The following is a 16,254-nucleotide window of genomic DNA, read 5'->3' as shown; positions in this document are numbered from 1 at the left end:
CGCAGGCATCACTCACTCAAGGAACGAGTGTCCGTCGCTCTGCTTGCAGACACGCCGAAGGATCAGGCGCGCAATGGACGCAACAGCGTGGACGCTCGCGATGGGGCAAGGCTCATGCGTGCAGAGGTGGCCCACGTGCCCCAAGGGCGGCCCAGCGCAAGGCCGACCATGTCCGTGCATTGACGTGCACTGGAACCGGCGATGGCCGGAGTTGCAACAGACACAGCGCCACCCATGCCAGCCATGGCAGCAACCGCGCAGCCAGTACGCAGTAGTCGCAGGCTTCGCCATGCATGGCCGCGTCGTGGCCACCGGCAAGGTGCGCTGTCGTATCAGCACTGACGTGCCGATGCGCCGCAGTCTGCAACGACATGGACAGATGATCGGCATGCAGCGAACTGCTCGCATCCAGAGCCGGCCCGTTCATGCACATCGGCTCGCCCGCCTGCGCCTGGCTCCAGCGACTGATCAGCGGAGCCACCAGCATCAGCGCCACCGCCAGACAGGCAAGCAGGTGCAGCAACCGGTGACGGCGGAACGAACGCAGCATCGTTGAAGTGTATGCCGCCGGGTGCTTGGGAGCGATGGTTGCAGCCGGTGCGCGACCGGATGTCGCACCCTGGATCGGATCCGGCGCCCGTACCAAACGGCACCGGGCACGCGCAGGCTGCAGACGTTTGAGACGTCGCAGACACCGACAGCTCGCAATTCAACCAGCGCTTGCCATCGTCACTCGAACGTCACTGATATCCTTTTTTTCCAGGTCGGCAGTCACACTTCCAGGCGGGGATGTGATCGGGGACACATGACGCCCTCTGTCATGCCCTATGCTTGCATATCATCCCAATTGATGCTGCGCGCGCATGAGCACCGTCCTGTCCGATCCAGCGGCTGAGCCATTTCCCTGCGCGCCCAAACCGCCCAGCGAAGCATTGCGCCTCCAAGCGCTGCGCGGCTACCGCATTCTCGATACGCCACGCGAGGCGGCCTTCGAAGACATCACCCGGCTCGCCTCGATCATCTGCCAGACCCCGATCGCCTTGATCAGCCTGGTGGATGACGACCGCCAGTGGTTCAAGAGCGAGCGCGGCCTGGGCGAGCGCGAGACGCCGCTGTTCAAATCGATGTGCGCGCATGCGTTGCTCGATAACGACGTACTGGTGGTCCCCGACACCCGCAGCGACGTGCGATTTGCACGCAATCCGCTGGTCACTGGCGAAGCGCCGCTGTACTTCTACGCTGGCGCCGTGCTCAGGACTGCCGACGGCCTGCCGCTGGGCACGGTCTGCGTGCTTGACCGGCAGCCGCGTCAGCTCACCGACGAGCAGATCGAAGCGCTACGTGCGCTGGCTCGTCAGACCATGGCGCAGCTGGAACTGCGCCGTGCGCTGCTGATCGCCGAAGAATCCGACCGCTACCGCAGCCGGCTGATGGCCATTGCCGGGCATGATCTGAAGACCCCATTGCGCACTGCCGCCTACGCCATCGACAAGATGCGCCGGCATGCCAATGTCGACTCCATTCCGATCCTGGTGACCGCGCGCGATGCAATCGGTCTGGTGACGCGCAGCCTCGACGAAATCGCCACGCTGGCGGCCGCAAGCAAGACCGCCACGCCGGATCTGCAACCGATCCCGCTGGAAGACGTGCTGCATGCGGTGCTGGGCGTATGGCGGCAGCCGGCGATCGACAAATGCCTGGCGCTACGTCATGTACCCACCTCGCTGCGTGTGCGCAGCCACCCCACCTTGCTGACCACTTTGATCGGCAACCTGGTCGGCAATGCCATCAAATACACCGAACGCGGAAGCGTGCTGGTCGGCACCCGTCGCCGCCCCGGTTTCGCGGTGGTGGAAATCATCGACAGCGGCATCGGTTTGAATCTGGATCAACCCGATCAGGTGTTCCAGGCATTCCGCCAGGCCGATCCACACAGCGATGGATTGGGCATCGGTCTGTGGATCGTGCACCGCACTGCCGAAACGCTGAGGTGCGAGGTGGACGTGCGTTCGCGCCCGGAAGGCGGCACCTGTTTTTCGGTACGGATTCCGCTGGCCTGAGGGCAGCTACTGCAAAATTGGCGTAAATAAAGCGGACCCGAACTCATGACCCAGCTGCGCCACCAAGCACGCAAGGTCTCTCCCCAGGGTCCGGATGCGCGAGCCCGCTCCATCGCGCAGCTTTACGCAGCAGTGATGCGACAGCGCCGGCAGCCTTCGACCACACAACCAGACAAACCGGCGACGCGATCCACTGCATCGCCGGTTCTACGCAATCCACCCCTAGACGTCCAAGGATGGCGTGTCACGGTTGCTATCGAGCTTTTCGACAGGGCCAAGCGCAACTTGATGCACGCCGATAACGCGGGCTGGCGAGCCCTGACACGTGCAGTCAGAATTCAGACGCCTCTGCATCCTGCCGCGCAAACCAGTCCGCCGAATGCACATCCTCCGCTGCGACCTCCAACACCTGGCGCAGCACCGCCAACGGAATCTGCACCTGCGTGCCGCCAGCGTGCAGCACAACCCACAACGATTCGTCGTGCGGGTCGGCCTGTACCGTCAGTACCTCATGCTCGCGCCCATCGATGCCGGCCGATAGTTGCAGCGACATACCGCCGTCCGGTTCGGAAGACCACACCCTGCTGAGTGGCGGACGCAGTGTCTCGGTCATCGGTTGCAATGCCTCAGAGCGGCTGACAGGACCTCGCGCGAGGGCGGCCCCGGGTGCACCGCCCTCGCGCTGAAGCCACAGTGTACGCGTCGCGAGCCATGCAGGTTTCGTGTGTCGACCACGCAACCTCATGGCGACGCAGTCTCCTCGACAACCGCTCAGTTGGTGATGGTCTGGGTCAGCGACTCCCAGGTCGGCGGCGGCGGCCAGGCCGGTGCCTGGTTGCCGTCCAGCACGCGGCGCAGATCGCGCTTGTCGATCTGCGGCGCCAGTACATGCACCAAGTCCAATGCGTAGTCGCGCAGCACCCGGTCGCGCGGCAACACCGCCCAGGCGATGCACTCGGCGATCGGCACCGGTGCGGCCCAGGCGCGCAGATCCTCGTCGCTGGCGCTGACAGCCATCTCTGCCACCAGGCCGACACCCAAGCCAGCGCGCACATAGGTCTTGATCAGGTCCGCATCCAGCGCAGTCAGCGCGATGCTCGGCACCAACCCGACCTGCGCAAATGCGCGCTGCAGCGATGAGCCCGGCCGCGTGGAGGATTCGTAGCTGATCAGCGGGTGCTGCGACAGCACCTGCATGTCGGGGGCGCTGCGTACCTGATCCAGCGGGTGGCCGCGCGGCACGATCACCAACCGGCGCCAGCGGTACAGCGGCACCGCGATGCCGGCACTCGGCTCGCCACCGGCGGTACTGACCACGGCGATATCGGAATCGCCCTGGCTGAGCAGATCCAGCGCTGCGCTTTCGGCCGCCTGCTGCAGATGCACGCTCACCTGCGGGTAGGCGTGCTTGATCTGCGCCACCGCTGGCGGCAGCACAAAGCGCGCCTGGGTGTGGGTGGTGGTGAGGGTCAGCTGACCATGGCTCTCACGGCGCTGATTGGCCGCGTAAGTGCGGATGTTATTGGCTTCGGACAGTACCGCACGCGCGCGTTCAATCACCTCCACGCCGGCCGGCGTCACCGCGTCCAGGCTGCGCCCCTTGCGCACGAACAACAGAAAACCCAGCTCGTCCTCCAGCTGTTTGAGCTGTTTGGACAGACCGGGCTGGGTCGCATGCACCCGCGCTGCGGCCAACGTGATGTTCAGCTCGGCATCGGCGATGGCAACCAGATAGCGAAGTTGAGTCAGCGTCATTGGCTGTCTCCAAGAAAGCGCGAGGCGCTACAGGGGCTCGACTGTAAAGGACTTCTGCGAGCCAGCTTATAACCGAACGCTATTTTCAAGGAGTATGAAGTCATTTCCGACGGCTATAAGGCGGCGTTACGGTCTGGCCTCCCTTCTCGACGATCCAGTCCGTGCCCTCTGTGTTCCCGCTCCTTGCCGACCTGCGTGGCCGTGCCGTCCTGGTGGTCGGTGGCGGTACCGATGCCGAGCGCGCCACTGCAAACCTGCTGCAGGCTGGCGCGCTGCCGCTGGTCGGTGCGCTGGAGCTCACCCCGCAGTTGCGCAACTGGGCGCAGGCCGGGCAGCTGCGCTGGCTGTTGGGCCGGTTCGACCCGGCATGGCTGGAATTGCCCGATCAACCGGTCTGGCTGACCATCGCCGCAAGCACTGCGCCGGAACTCAACGACGCCTTGCGTGCCGCTGCGAGTGCGCGCCGCCTGCTCACGCACGACCCCACGAAGGCCGTTGCAACAGAGACACCAGTACGTTCCCCGCCGACGCGCACTGCAGTTGGCACGTTGCCCCCCGGCAGCGTGACTCTGGTCGGCGCCGGCCCCGGCGATCCCGGCCTGCTCACCCGGCATGCGTTGCGCGCCCTAAGGCAGGCCGATGTGGTGCTCCACGACCGCCTGGTCAGCCCGCAGATCCTGAGCCTTGCACGCCGTGGTGCACTCTCCATCGAAGTCGGTAAGGCCGCCCAAGGCCATAGCACCCGCCAGGAGCAGATCCACGCACTGATGCGCGAACACGCACGCGCCGGTCGTCGGGTAGTGCGCCTGAAAGGCGGCGACCCGTTCGTGTTCGGTCGCGGCGGCGAAGAGCTGGAATTCCTGCGCGACCACGGTATCGGCTTCCAGGTCATTCCCGGCATTACCGCCGCGATCGCCTGCGCCGCCTATGCCGGCATTCCGCTGACCCATCGCGACCACGCGCAATCGCTGCGACTGATCACCGCGCACTGCAAGGATTCGCTGGACACGCTCGACTGGCACGCGCTCGGCCAGGAACGCCAGACATTGGCCTTCTACATGGGAGTGGCGGGGCTGGGCGACATCCAGCAGCGCCTGCTGCAGGCCGGCCGCGCGCCTACCACCCCGTTCGCACTGGTCGAAAATGGCTCGCGCCCGCAGCAACGCGTGATCACCGGCACACTGGCCAACCTGGCCGCGAGCGCGCAGCAGCATGCGGTGCATGCGCCGGCCTTGCTGATTCTGGGCGAAGTGGCGGCGCTGGCCGGGACACTGCACTGGTTCGGCGCGCCGCCGTTGACCGCTCAGCCGCCCCCGCACTCACCCATCGCAACGCCCGACGCGCCCACACTCGCTCACGCAGCCTGATTCCGACGGAGACCCCATGGCCCTGTACGACAACATTCTCGACACCATCGGCCGCACCCCGGTGGTCAAACTCCATCGCCTAGCACCGGAGCAGGTGACACTGTACGTCAAGGTCGAGGCGTTCAATCCGGGCGGCTCGGTCAAGGACCGGCTGGCGCTGGCAATTGTGCTGGACGCCGAGCAGCGTGGACTGCTCAAGCCCGGCGACACCATTGTCGAAGCCACTTCCGGCAACACCGGCGTTGCCTTGGCGATGGTGGCCGCCGCGCGCGGGTACAAGTTCGTCGCCACCATGGTGGAAACCTTCTCCATCGAACGCCGCAAGCTGATGCGCGCCTATGGTGCCAAGGTGATCCTGACCCCGGCCGCCGAGCGCGGCAGCGGCATGGTGCGCAAGGCCAGGGAACTGGCCGAGCAGCACGGCTGGTTCCTGGCCAGCCAGTTCGCCAACCCGGCCAATCCAGCCTATCACCGCAACACCACTGCGGCGGAAATCCTGCGCGATTTCGCCGGCCACCGGCTGGACCATTTCGTCACCGGCTGGGGCACCGGCGGCACACTCACCGGTGTGGGCGAAGTGCTGCGCGTGGCCCGCCCGGAAGTGCGCATCACCGCCACCGAGCCGGCCGGCGCGGCGCTGTTGCAGGGCCAGGACTGGAAGCCGCACAAAATCCAGGGCTGGACCCCGGACTTCGTGCCGGAAGTGCTCAATCGCGACGTCGCACATGAAGTGCTGAGCGTGGAAGACACCGACGCGATCAGCGTGGCGCGTCGCCTGGCTGCCGAGGAAGGCATCTTCACCGGCATCTCCGGCGGCGCCACCGTGGCCACTGCACTTCACGTAGCCGAAAACGCGGTGCCGGGTGCGGTGGTGCTGGCGATGTTGCCCGACACTGGCGAGCGTTACTTCTCCACACCACTGTTCGCCGACATCAACGAAGGCTCCGACGATGACTGGCTGGCTGGCCTGCCCTGATCGATCGGCTCGACCGTGGCGGTGAGCCGCTTCATCCTGACGATAAAGCGCGGCTGCGTGCCGAATTGGCATGTCATGACAACGATTACTGCGCGCGCGTTCGCCGCTGGCTCATCGCGTTGAGCAAGTGAGAATTAGGCCATGGGCCATTGACGTAGTCGATCGTCTCAAAAGATTTGCAAGCGGCCGGTATCAGCGTCGGATCGAACCCGTCCGAAGGTCGCAGCAGATGAGATGAATCGCCGCTAGCGTGCAGGTTCCGAAGCGCTTGACTCATCATGCGCCCATCATGCAAACCCCATAACTATCACGCTATGAGAATCCAAGTCCGGCAAGGCGACATCACCGAACTCGACGTTGAGGTCATCGTCAACGCCGCCAACGCATCACTGCTGGGCGGTGGAGGCATCGATGGCGCCATCCATCGTGCTGCTGGCCCGCGCTTGTTGGAAGCCTGCAAAGCAGTGCCGCAAGTACGTCCGGGCGTGCGTTGTCCCACCGGCGAAGTCCGCATCACCGACGGCTTCGATCTCAAGGCACGCCATATATTTCATACCGTCGGTCCGGTATGGCGCGACGGCAAGCACAACGAGCCGGAGCAACTGGCCAGCTGCTATTGGCAATCGCTGGAATTGGCCGAGCAAATGATGCTGCATTCGATCGCTTTTCCGGCGATCAGCTGCGGCATCTACAGCTACCCGCTGTATCAGGCTGCCCGCATTGCCGTGACCGAAACACGCCACTGGCAGCGCTCGCACAAGCTGCCCAAGCACATCGTGTTGGTGGCCTATAACGAGGCGACCTACAAAACGTATCAGCAAGCCTTGGCTGCTCGGGAAACGGCAAATGCCAACTGCCCGACGCAGGCGATCACAGGGTGTTGAGGGTTCGAGTGGAGTGATGAGTAGATGCACGACGCGACATCACATGGATGCTGCTGTATCGATGCAAACAAAAAACGCCGGCATTACTGCCGGCGTTTTGCGTCTTACAAGTGATCTGGCCTTGCGGTCGACGAAACGATTAGCCCTTCCACTTGCCCAGCGCGGCTAGGCCGTTTTCCTTGGCGCGCTCATAAATGATCTGCTGCGCCTTGGCGAAGTTGCCGGTCATGTCCTTGGCCCAGAGCTTGAGTGCGGCCTGCTGCATGGCGCGGCCATAGGAGAAGCTCAGCGGCCACGGCAGATTGCCGAGCTGGTGCATCTCGTTGAGGTGCGCGGTGGATTGCTCGTCGGTCTGGCCGCCGGACAGGAACACGATGCCCGGCAGGATCGCCGGCACGGTCGACTTCAGGCACATCACGGTGGACTCGGCCACTTCTTCGACGCTTGCCTGCTCTTCGCAGCCCTTGCCCGAGATGACCATCGAGGCCTTCAGGATGGTGCCTTCTAGCACGACATTCTGCTCATACAGGGCGCCAAATAGCGAACGCAGCGTGGCTTCGGTGACTTCGTAGCAGGTCTCGATGTCGTGGTCGCCGTCCATGATCACTTCCGGCTCGACCATCGGCACCAGGCCCTGTTCCTGACACAGCGCGGCGTAGCGCGCCAGCGCATGCGAGTTGGCCTCGATGCAGGTGCCGGAGGGAATGTCTTCGCCGATGTTGATGACCGCGCGCCACTTGGCGAAACGCGCGCCCAGCGTGTAGTACTCCTCAAGCCGTGCCCGCAGCCCGTCCAGGCCTTCGGTCACCAGCTCGCCCGGCATACCGGCCAGCGCCTGCGCGCCCTTGTCGACCTTGATGCCCGGGATGATGCCGTGCGCGGTCATGTACTCGGCGAACGGCATGCCGTCCTTGGTCTTCTGACGGATGGTCTCATCGAACAGAATGGCGCCGGAGATGTAGTCGCTCAGCTTGGGCGTGGTCAGCAGCAGTTCGCGGTAAGCGCGACGGTTTTCCTCGATGTTCTCGATACCGACGCTGGCAAAACGCTTGGCGATCGTGCTGGTCGATTCGTCGATGGCGATGATGCCCTTGCCCGGGGCGACCATGGCCTGGGCGGTTTCGGCAAGCTGTTCGATGCTCATGTAGTTCCTGTGGCAGCTACGGGGGAGAACGAAAGTATAGCGACGAACGTCGCGCACATTTCTTCACGGAATGTCTGCAACCGATTACACGTATTTTACGTGACAGGATATGCGGCCCACATCGCGCTGCGTGCGCCGCCAACGAGCTAAGTACTGACGCTACTGCTAGCAGTAGGGCACTTGAGACAATGCAGCGACGCGCACGGTTCGGATGCTTGCATGTACGGCACTCATGGCGCGGAACGATGAGAATTCGATACCAGCTATCGGCACGCGCGCGGGTTGCAACTGCTGCTATCGATCGCGACCCGCTTGCGCGATCGGAGTGGGACGCTCATCAGATGGTGCCGATGGCGTGGCGCCTTGGCGCGACGCGGCGTGTTGCATGCAGGCGCACTTTGCAACACACCCGAGTTCACACAGCACAACGGCGACCCGCATGCCGCCACTGTGTTTGCACACAACACCGCTTACTCGCGTCACGCATCAAACGACGACGCACAACGTGATCAGCCCAAACGTTACAGCTCGCCCAAGCCACTGGCGCGGCCGTCTTCGCCCACTTCCAGCAGACGCAGCGTGTTGGTGGCACCGTGGGTTTCCATGTGCTCGCCGCTGGTGAACACCACGCGTGCCCCGGGTCCCATGCGCTCGTTCTCCACCAGCAGACGGATCGCCGCACGCGCGGCTTCGCGCGGGGTCATGCCGCGGCTGTCGAAGCTGATCGGGAACACGCCACGCATCATCGCCATGTGGCGGCGTGCACCATCGTGGCGAGTGAAGGCGTAGATCGGCATGTTGGAGCGAAAACGCGACAGGTAACGCGGCGTGCCGCCCGACTCGGTCAACGCAACGACACCGGCCAGACCGATGTGCTCGGACAGGAACATGGTGGCCATCGCGATCGCCTGGTCGGCGCGCTGCAGATTGCGTTGCGCCGCTTCGAAATCGGTATCGAATTCGAACTGACGCTCGGCACCCAGACAGATGCGCGCCATCGCCTCCACCGCACGCACCGGGTAGGCGCCGGCGGCGGTTTCGGCCGAGAGCATCACAGCATCGGTACCATCGATGACGGCGTTGGCCACGTCGAGCACTTCGGCGCGGGTCGGGATCGGGCTTTCCACCATCGATTGCAGCATCTGCGTGGCGGTAATCACCACTTTGTTCTGCGCCAGCGATTCGCGGATGATCTTCTTCTGCAATCCCGGCAATTCGGCATCGCCGATTTCCACGCCCAGATCGCCGCGCGCAACCATCACCACATCGGAGGCTTCGACGATCTCGACCAGGTTCTCGATCGCTTCGGTGCGCTCGATCTTGGACACCAGCGCGGCATCGCAGCCGTGCTGGCGCGCGATGCCGCGCGCATCGTTCATGTCTTCAGCGTTGCGGCAGAACGACACTGCGATAAAGTCCACGCCGATCTTGGCGACGATGCCGATCAGCTCCCTGTCGCGATCGGTCAACGCGCCCAGCGACAGACCGCCGCCCTGCTTGTTCAAACCCTTGCGGTCGGACAACACGCCATCGTTGAGCACGGTGGTGACGATGCGCTGCCCCTGCACTTCGGTCACCTGCAACTGCACCAGGCCATCGTCGAGCAGCAGCACGTCGCCGGCGGTCACGTCCTGCGGCAAGCCCAGGTAGCTGACGCCCACCTGATGCTGGTCGCCGGCCGGCGCGTTGGCATCGGCTACCAGGTCGAAGCGCTCGCCCATGCGCACATTGATCTTGCCTTCGGCGAAGCGTTCGATGCGGATCTTCGGCCCCGGCAGATCGGCCAGGATGCCGACTTCGGCGCCGACGCGCACGGCAGCGGCACGCACTTCAGCGGCGCGCTTGGCCTGGCCGGACGGGTCGCCATGGCTGAAGTTGAGGCGCACCACGTTGACGCCCGCCTTGAACAAGGCGTCCAGCACGCCGGGCGGATCGGTTGCCGGTCCGAGTGTGGCGAGGATCTTGGTGCGGCGTTGACGCTCTTTCATGATGGCCTCCCCTATTACAAGCCGCGGAACTTAACACACACGTTACGCCCCAAGAATGGCATTGCGGCATAGCCACCCTCGTATTCCGGCATGTCGTGAACACAATGCGGAACATGCGCAGCGCGCCCGTGCTGCGTGCTGACGATGCGGGTGCAACCCTAACGCGGTAGCGGTGAAGAACAGACTGTTTACGCCTCGATCAATGCACGCAATTCGGCGGGCTCGTGCGCGATTGCGCCGGCGCCTGCGGCACGCAACTCGGCTTCGTCGCCGAAGCCCCACAACACGCCGATGCTGTGGATGCCGTGGTGGTTGGCACCGTCGATATCCATGCGACGGTCGCCGATCATCACGCAGCCGGTTTTTTCGATGTTCAAACGGCGCAATGCTTCGGCGATCAGGCCCGGCTTGAAGCGGCGCTGGCCGTCTTCGCTGGCACCGATCACCTCTTCGAAGCACGCCCCGAACGGCAAATGCTCGACGATGCGGCGCGCGTAGCGTTCGTTCTTTGACGTGACCACCGCCAAGCGATGACCAGCGCGATGCAGGCTGGCAATCACATTGCCGATGCCATCGAACACGCTGAGCTCGGTCCAACCCACTGCCTCGTAGCGCCCGCGATACAACGCCAGCACGCGCTGCACCAGTTCCGGATCATCCGGAAAGCATTCGCTGAAGCTATCGCGCAGTGGCGGGCCGATCCACGCGCGCAGCGTCTGCGCCGATGGACGCGGCTGCCCCACTTCGTCGAAGGCATGCACGATGCTGGCGACGATGCCCGGCTCCGAATCGACCAGGGTGCCGTCCAGATCGAAGAACAGCGTGGCTGCACTCACTTGCCGCGGGCCTGGAGTGCGGCCACGGCCGGCAAGGTCTTGCCCTCCAGAAATTCAAGGAACGCACCGCCACCGGTGGAGATGTAAGTCACGTCGTTGGCGATGTCGTACTTGTCCACCGCAGCCAAGGTGTCGCCACCGCCGGCAATCGAGAACGCTTTGGAAGCGGCGATGGCTCGCGCCAGCGTTTCGGTGCCGTGGCTGAAGGGCTCGAATTCGAACACACCAACCGGCCCGTTCCACACCACGGTACCGGCCTTGGCGATCAGCTCGGCATAGCGCGCGGCAGTCTGCGGCCCGATGTCCAGAATCAGATCATCGGCCTCGACTTCAGCGAGCGACTTCACGCTGGCGGCGGCATCGGGCAGGAACTGCTTGGCGACGACCACATCGGTGGGCAACGGAATCTCTGCGCCGCGCGTCCTGGCATCGGCGACGATCTGGTTGGCGGTCGGAATCAGATCCGGCTCGTTCAAGGACTTGCCAACGTCATGCCCGGCGGCGGCGATGAAGGTGTTGGCGATGCCGCCGCCAACGATGAGCTGGTCGACCTTGTTGACCAGGTTGGACAGCAGCTCCAGCTTGGTCGACACCTTGCTGCCGGCCACAATCGCCAGCAACGGCTTGGCCGGGTTGTCCAGCGCCTTGGCCAGCGCGTCGAGCTCGGCCATCAACAGCGGGCCACCCGCAGCAACGGGAGCGAAACCGATCACGCCATGCGTAGACGCCTGCGCGCGATGCGCGGTGCCAAACGCATCCATGACGAACACATCGCACAGCGCGGCGTACTTGCGCGCCAGCGTCTGGTCGTCCTTGCCCTCGCCGACATTCATGCGGCAGTTTTCCAGCAACACCACCTGGCCCGGCGCGACCTCCACGCCATCGACCCAGTCGCGCACCAACGGCACGTCCACGCCCAGCAGAGCGGTCAGACGCGCGGCCACCGGCGCCAGCGAATCCTCTTCGGTCCAGCGTCCTTCCTTGGGGCGGCCCAAGTGCGAGGTGACCATCACCGCAGCGCCCTTTTCCAGCGCCAATTTGATGGTGGGCACCGAGGCGGTGATGCGCTGCTCGGAGGTGATCTGGCCGTTGTCGATCGGCACGTTGAGATCCTGGCGGATCAGCACGCGCTTGCCGGTCAGATCGAGGTCGGTCATGCGGACAATGGACATGGGCTTAGCTCGTTAAGTCGGGGGAATGGAGAATCGGCAATGGGGATCGGAGACGCAGCTAATGCAGAGAACGCCCACGTCTGAGCGCTGCGCTGGCAGAGGCCATGGCTCAGCCGTCCAATGCCGGCCTTGCGCCACGACGCAGGCTTGTCGATGGATCCCACGCGCATCGCCGCCGCAAGCGCAGGGCGCGCGAACTGTGGTCGGTCGAACACGACGGGCAATGCGACTGCCTTGGCGACGGGGGAAAGACCATTGTCGGACCTTCGCGCCGCAGCGGCAAACCGTACTGCGACGCATGTGGGAGTGAGTCGTTGCGATTGGCGGCCGAGCTATGCAGCACACGCAGTGCCAAACCGCATCAGCTAGACCGTTGCGGAATGCGGTGAACGATAGCCGCACGTAACGGCGCCACGCACAGAGCTGCAGACCTAAAAAAACGCCCGGAAGAACCGGGCGTTTCAAACCTATTCGCGGTAGCCGCTGTCGTTCTTGTTGTGGATGATCCAGATCAGGTTGCCGCCGGTGTCCATCGATTTGCCGGCGAACACCAGACGACCCTGGCCTTTGTAGGCCATCTCATGGCGATAGCGATCTCCACCGTAGAAAAACGGGATGAAGGCTTTGCCGGTGACATAGGAACCCTGGTCGGTCGGCTGCCCGATCAGATCGGTGACCTGCTTCATCGGCATGCCGATCTTCAGCTGGGTAAACTTGCTGCCCGGTGCAGGCTTGCCGGTGATTTCGCCCTCATAGTCGTTGACTCCCTTGACGGTCTCGCCATAGCCAGCCTCGACGTCGGACGACTTTATCACTTCACCGTCAGCATTCATCCAGGCCGGCGTACCAGTATGTTTTTTCGCCGCCCAGCTGTTCAACGGTAGCGAAAACCCAATCACCACACCGAGCGCTAAAGCGCCTACCAAAAATTTATTCATCGTTATTCTCTCGATCCATGGAGTTCCCCGATCCTTCGTACACGACACGGGAACGGCCGCCGTGAGCGCAAATTAGCGCACATGCTTACCTCAAAGTCCACATCTTGTGGCGGCGAGAACAAGTGTGATCGCGCAGAAAATATCAAAAGCCGATAGTCAAAAAACAAAGGCCCCGGCATGCCGGAGCCTTTTTTCGTCACATGGGCGCAGTGCTTACTTCGCCACAACGCGCACCATTTCCAGGCACTTGTTGGAATAGCCCCACTCGTTGTCGTACCAGGACACCAGCTTGACGAAGGTCGAGTCCAGCGCGATGCCGGCGTCGGCGTCGAACACCGAGGTGCAGGTTTCACCGCGGAAATCGGTAGCTACCACTTTGTCTTCGGTGTAGCCCAGGATGCCCTTCAGGGCGCCTTCGCTCTGTGCCTCCACTTCGGCGCAGATCTCGGCGTAAGTGGCCGGCTTTTCCAGCTCGACGGTGAGGTCGACCACCGAGACGTCGGAGGTCGGCACGCGAAAGCTCATGCCGGTAAGCTTCTTGTTGAGTTCCGGAATCACCACGCCCACCGCCTTGGCAGCGCCGGTCGAGGACGGAATGATGTTCTCCAGAATGCCGCGTCCACCGCGCCAGTCCTTGTTCGACGGGCCGTCGACAGTCTTCTGGGTAGCGGTGGCCGCGTGCACGGTAGTCATCAGGCCGCGCTTGATGCCCCACTTGTCGTTGATCACCTTGGCCAACGGCGCCAGGCAGTTGGTAGTGCACGAGGCATTGGAGACGATCGCTTCGCCCTTGTAGCTATGATCGTTGACGCCGTAGACGAACATCGGAGTGTCGTCCTTGGACGGTGCCGACAGGATCACTTTCTTGGCGCCCGCCTCGATGTGCTTCTGTGCGGTTTCCTTGGTCAAGAACAAACCGGTGGCCTCGATCACCACCTCGGCGCCGATGGCATCCCACTTAAGGTTGGCCGGGTCGCGCTCCTGGGTCAGGCGAATCTTCTTGCCGTTGATGATCAGTGTGTTGCCGTCGACCGACACCTCGGCCTTGAAGCGGCCATGCACCGAGTCGTACTGCAGCATGTAAGCCAGATAGTCGGGCTCGAGCAGGTCATTGATGGCCACGATCTCGATGTCATTGGCGAAGTTCTGCACAGCAGAGCGCAGCACGTTGCGGCCGATGCGACCGAATCCGTTGATGCCAACCTTGATTGCCATGTTCACTAGCTCCTGCGGCCGCGACGGCGCGGCGGATGAAAAGGGATCGCCATTCTAGCAGCGTCGTACTTGGGTGGCCGGGAATCGGGAATCTGTCGGCAGGCTCCGCTGTTGGACGACTTGGTGATGCTGCCTTGGTCCGCACCTGCAGGCATGACGCCCCGAACGTGGCTGCCCACGACATCGGCTGGCCATGACGATCGGATTCATTATCGGCACGGCCAACATCGACCCACTGGTCTACGAACTGGTGCACGTGCACCGGTTCTGAATCAGGGGGGCGTGCGCGGCGCATCTCTGGCAAACTTGCTGTCCAGGGACGTGGATCCACCGCCGGAGTGCGGACAGGCTAGTTCACGTCGACCGCCTGTCCGACTTACCGGGAACTCCATGAACACGCTGATTCGCACCGCCCTCGCCATCGCACTGGCCGCTTCGGCCCCACCCGCTCTTGCCCAGTCGGCCGGCCACTGGACGACTGGCTACGGCGTCGGCTATGTCTTGCCCACGTCAAACAGCGGCACCTTCGGCGGCACACGTGCCGAGATCAAGGGCGCACCGACGCTGTCGTTCACCTACGAATACTTCATCCGCAACAACCTCGGCATCGAGGTACACGCCGCGGTCGCGGGCAAGCACGACTTCGAACTCGAAGGCGTCGGTAAGGTCGGCAGTTATTGGTCGGTACCGCCGAGCGTGCTTTTGCAATATCACATCAACGGTTACGGCACGGTGTCGCCTTTCGTGGGCATCGGCATCAACTACACCACCTTCCTCGGCGAAGACACCGACAAAGCGTCCGGCAATGGCGATCTGAGCTTCGAAGACTCGGTCGGTGCCACCGCACATGTCGGCGTGGACTTCATTTTCAACGAGCGCAGCGGCTTGCGTGTGGATGCACGCTGGGCCGACTCGCGCAGCAACGTCGACTTCAACGGCGCGCGGTTGGGCAAGGCGAAGATCGATCCGCTGACCTGCGGCATGTCGTATCTGGTCTATTTCTGATCGTTGCGGACGCCACCTCGAGGCGTGGCTGTCGCTCGACCGGGACGGCCATCAAACCGTCCCAAAGCGATGCGTACAATTGCGGGATGAAGACCTTCTCCCCATATGCATTCGTTCTCGCTGCAGCCGTTGCCGCAGCATTCCAGCCCACCAGCGCATTCGCCTGGGGCCCGCAGGGCCACCGCCTGGTGGCGCGTGTTGCCGAAACCGAGCTAAGTACGCAAGCGCGTGCGCAGGTGGCGCAGTTGCTTGCTGGCGAGCCGGACCCCACGCTGCATGGGGTGGCCACCTGGGCCGACGAAGTGCGCGAGTACGATCCGGATCTGGGCAAGCGCTCCGGGCGGTGGCATTACGTCAACCTTGCCGAACACGACTGCGGCTACGCCCCGCCACGCGACTGCCCGGATGGCAACTGCGTGATCGACGCGCTGGAGAAGCAAACCGCATTGCTCGGCGACCGCAGCCAACCGCTGGACGTGCGCCGCCAGGCCTTGAAGTTCGTGGTGCATCTTGTCGGCGACATCCATCAGCCCATGCACGCAGGTTACGCGCACGACAAGGGAGGCAACGATTTCCAGCTGCAGGTCGATGGCAAGGGCAGCAATCTGCATGCGTTGTGGGATAGCGGCATGCTCAACGACCGCCATCTCAGCGACGATGCCTATCTGCAACGCTTGTTGGCATTGCCGGCAGCCGCCGCAGTGTCGTCGGTGCTGCCGCCGCCCGCTGCGGCCTGGGCGCAGGCCTCGTGCAAGATCGCCGTCACTCCGGGCGTGTACCCAAGCGCGCACGCATTGCCTGGCGGCTACATCGCAACCTATCGTCCGATTGCCGAAACCCAATTGCGCGTCGCCGGCGATCGACTGGCCGCCGTCCTCAATGCGGCGCTGGCAAGCCCCTGACGTGGAGACGCC

General features: G+C 63.6%; 15 protein-coding genes. 6 read left to right on the top strand and 9 right to left on the bottom strand.

Annotated elements, in window-relative coordinates; all coding sequences use genetic code 11:
- Positions 1-112: 112 nt before the first annotated feature.
- On the bottom strand, positions 113-550 hold the full coding sequence (locus J5I97_RS04500; protein WP_208589373.1) for a DUF2946 family protein: 438 nt from the start codon (positions 548-550) through the stop codon (positions 113-115).
- A gap of 313 nt (positions 551-863) precedes the next feature.
- On the opposite strand from J5I97_RS04500, the gene J5I97_RS04495 reads away from it, so the two are divergent.
- Complete coding sequence (locus tag J5I97_RS04495) at positions 864-2,060, top strand: sensor histidine kinase (RefSeq protein WP_208589371.1); 1,197 nt, start codon at positions 864-866, stop codon at positions 2,058-2,060.
- A 331-nt stretch (positions 2,061-2,391) separates the two neighbouring features.
- Here J5I97_RS04495 and J5I97_RS04490 read toward each other — a convergent pair whose 3' ends face one another.
- Both J5I97_RS04490 and J5I97_RS04485 read right to left on the bottom strand, forming a co-directional pair.
- Positions 2,392-2,673: a hypothetical protein gene (locus J5I97_RS04490; RefSeq protein WP_208589370.1), complete on the bottom strand. Its 282-nt coding sequence runs from the start codon at positions 2,671-2,673 to the stop codon at positions 2,392-2,394.
- A gap of 158 nt (positions 2,674-2,831) precedes the next feature.
- Positions 2,832-3,815, bottom strand: coding sequence for a LysR family transcriptional regulator (locus tag J5I97_RS04485; RefSeq protein WP_208589368.1), 984 nt, complete (start codon positions 3,813-3,815; stop codon positions 2,832-2,834).
- 161 nt (positions 3,816-3,976) lie between these two features.
- Here J5I97_RS04485 and cobA point away from each other — a divergent pair, with 161 nt between their 5' ends.
- The 3 genes from cobA (at position 3,977) to J5I97_RS04470 (ending at position 7,042) form a co-directional block, all read left to right on the top strand.
- Positions 3,977-5,182 (top strand): uroporphyrinogen-III C-methyltransferase, encoded by a 1,206-nt coding sequence (gene cobA, locus J5I97_RS04480; RefSeq protein ID WP_208589366.1) that lies wholly within the window; start codon positions 3,977-3,979, stop codon positions 5,180-5,182.
- 16 nt (positions 5,183-5,198) lie between these two features.
- A complete protein-coding gene (gene cysK / locus J5I97_RS04475) occupies positions 5,199-6,158 on the top strand; it encodes a cysteine synthase A (protein ID WP_208589364.1) in 960 nt (319 codons plus the stop codon).
- Between the two features lie 314 nt (positions 6,159-6,472).
- Positions 6,473-7,042, top strand: a complete 570-nt coding sequence (locus tag J5I97_RS04470) for an O-acetyl-ADP-ribose deacetylase (protein ID WP_208589362.1) — start codon at positions 6,473-6,475, stop codon at positions 7,040-7,042.
- Between the two features lie 139 nt (positions 7,043-7,181).
- On the opposite strand, the gene J5I97_RS04465 is transcribed toward J5I97_RS04470, so the two are convergent.
- From J5I97_RS04465 to gap, 6 genes are all read right to left on the bottom strand, one after another.
- Entirely contained in the window at positions 7,182-8,186 is a 1,005-nt protein-coding gene (locus tag J5I97_RS04465; protein ID WP_208589360.1) for a class I fructose-bisphosphate aldolase, read from the bottom strand.
- A 521-nt stretch (positions 8,187-8,707) separates the two neighbouring features.
- Positions 8,708-10,174 carry a pyruvate kinase gene (gene pyk / locus J5I97_RS04460; protein ID WP_208589358.1) on the bottom strand — a complete coding sequence of 489 codons (1,467 nt, stop codon included), beginning with the start codon at positions 10,172-10,174 and terminating at the stop codon, positions 8,708-8,710.
- 188 nt (positions 10,175-10,362) lie between these two features.
- A complete protein-coding gene (locus J5I97_RS04455) occupies positions 10,363-11,010 on the bottom strand; it encodes an HAD family hydrolase (protein ID WP_208589351.1) in 648 nt (215 codons plus the stop codon).
- The gene (locus tag J5I97_RS04450; protein WP_208589349.1) at positions 11,007-12,182 is read right to left on the bottom strand and encodes a phosphoglycerate kinase; all 1,176 of its coding nucleotides are present in this window, start codon (positions 12,180-12,182) and stop codon (positions 11,007-11,009) included. The genes J5I97_RS04455 and J5I97_RS04450 overlap by 4 nt, the downstream gene beginning before the upstream one ends.
- A gap of 467 nt (positions 12,183-12,649) precedes the next feature.
- Positions 12,650-13,120, bottom strand: a complete 471-nt coding sequence (locus J5I97_RS04445; RefSeq protein ID WP_238135639.1) for a hypothetical protein — start codon at positions 13,118-13,120, stop codon at positions 12,650-12,652.
- 213 nt (positions 13,121-13,333) lie between these two features.
- The gene (gene gap / locus J5I97_RS04440) at positions 13,334-14,335 is read right to left on the bottom strand and encodes a type I glyceraldehyde-3-phosphate dehydrogenase (protein WP_208589346.1); all 1,002 of its coding nucleotides are present in this window, start codon (positions 14,333-14,335) and stop codon (positions 13,334-13,336) included.
- A 390-nt stretch (positions 14,336-14,725) separates the two neighbouring features.
- Between gap and J5I97_RS04435 the strand changes: the two genes are divergently transcribed.
- A complete protein-coding gene (locus J5I97_RS04435; RefSeq protein WP_208589338.1) occupies positions 14,726-15,340 on the top strand; it encodes an OmpW/AlkL family protein in 615 nt (204 codons plus the stop codon).
- The gene (locus tag J5I97_RS04430; RefSeq protein WP_371885828.1) at positions 15,310-16,242 is read left to right on the top strand and encodes a S1/P1 nuclease; all 933 of its coding nucleotides are present in this window, start codon (positions 15,310-15,312) and stop codon (positions 16,240-16,242) included. The genes J5I97_RS04435 and J5I97_RS04430 overlap by 31 nt, the downstream gene beginning before the upstream one ends.
- Positions 16,243-16,254: the final 12 nt, after the last annotated feature.

The organism is Xanthomonas fragariae (assembly GCF_017603965.1).
Classification (GTDB): domain Bacteria; phylum Pseudomonadota; class Gammaproteobacteria; order Xanthomonadales; family Xanthomonadaceae; genus Xanthomonas; species Xanthomonas fragariae_A.
This window is presented reverse-complemented; position numbering and strand designations above follow the sequence as displayed.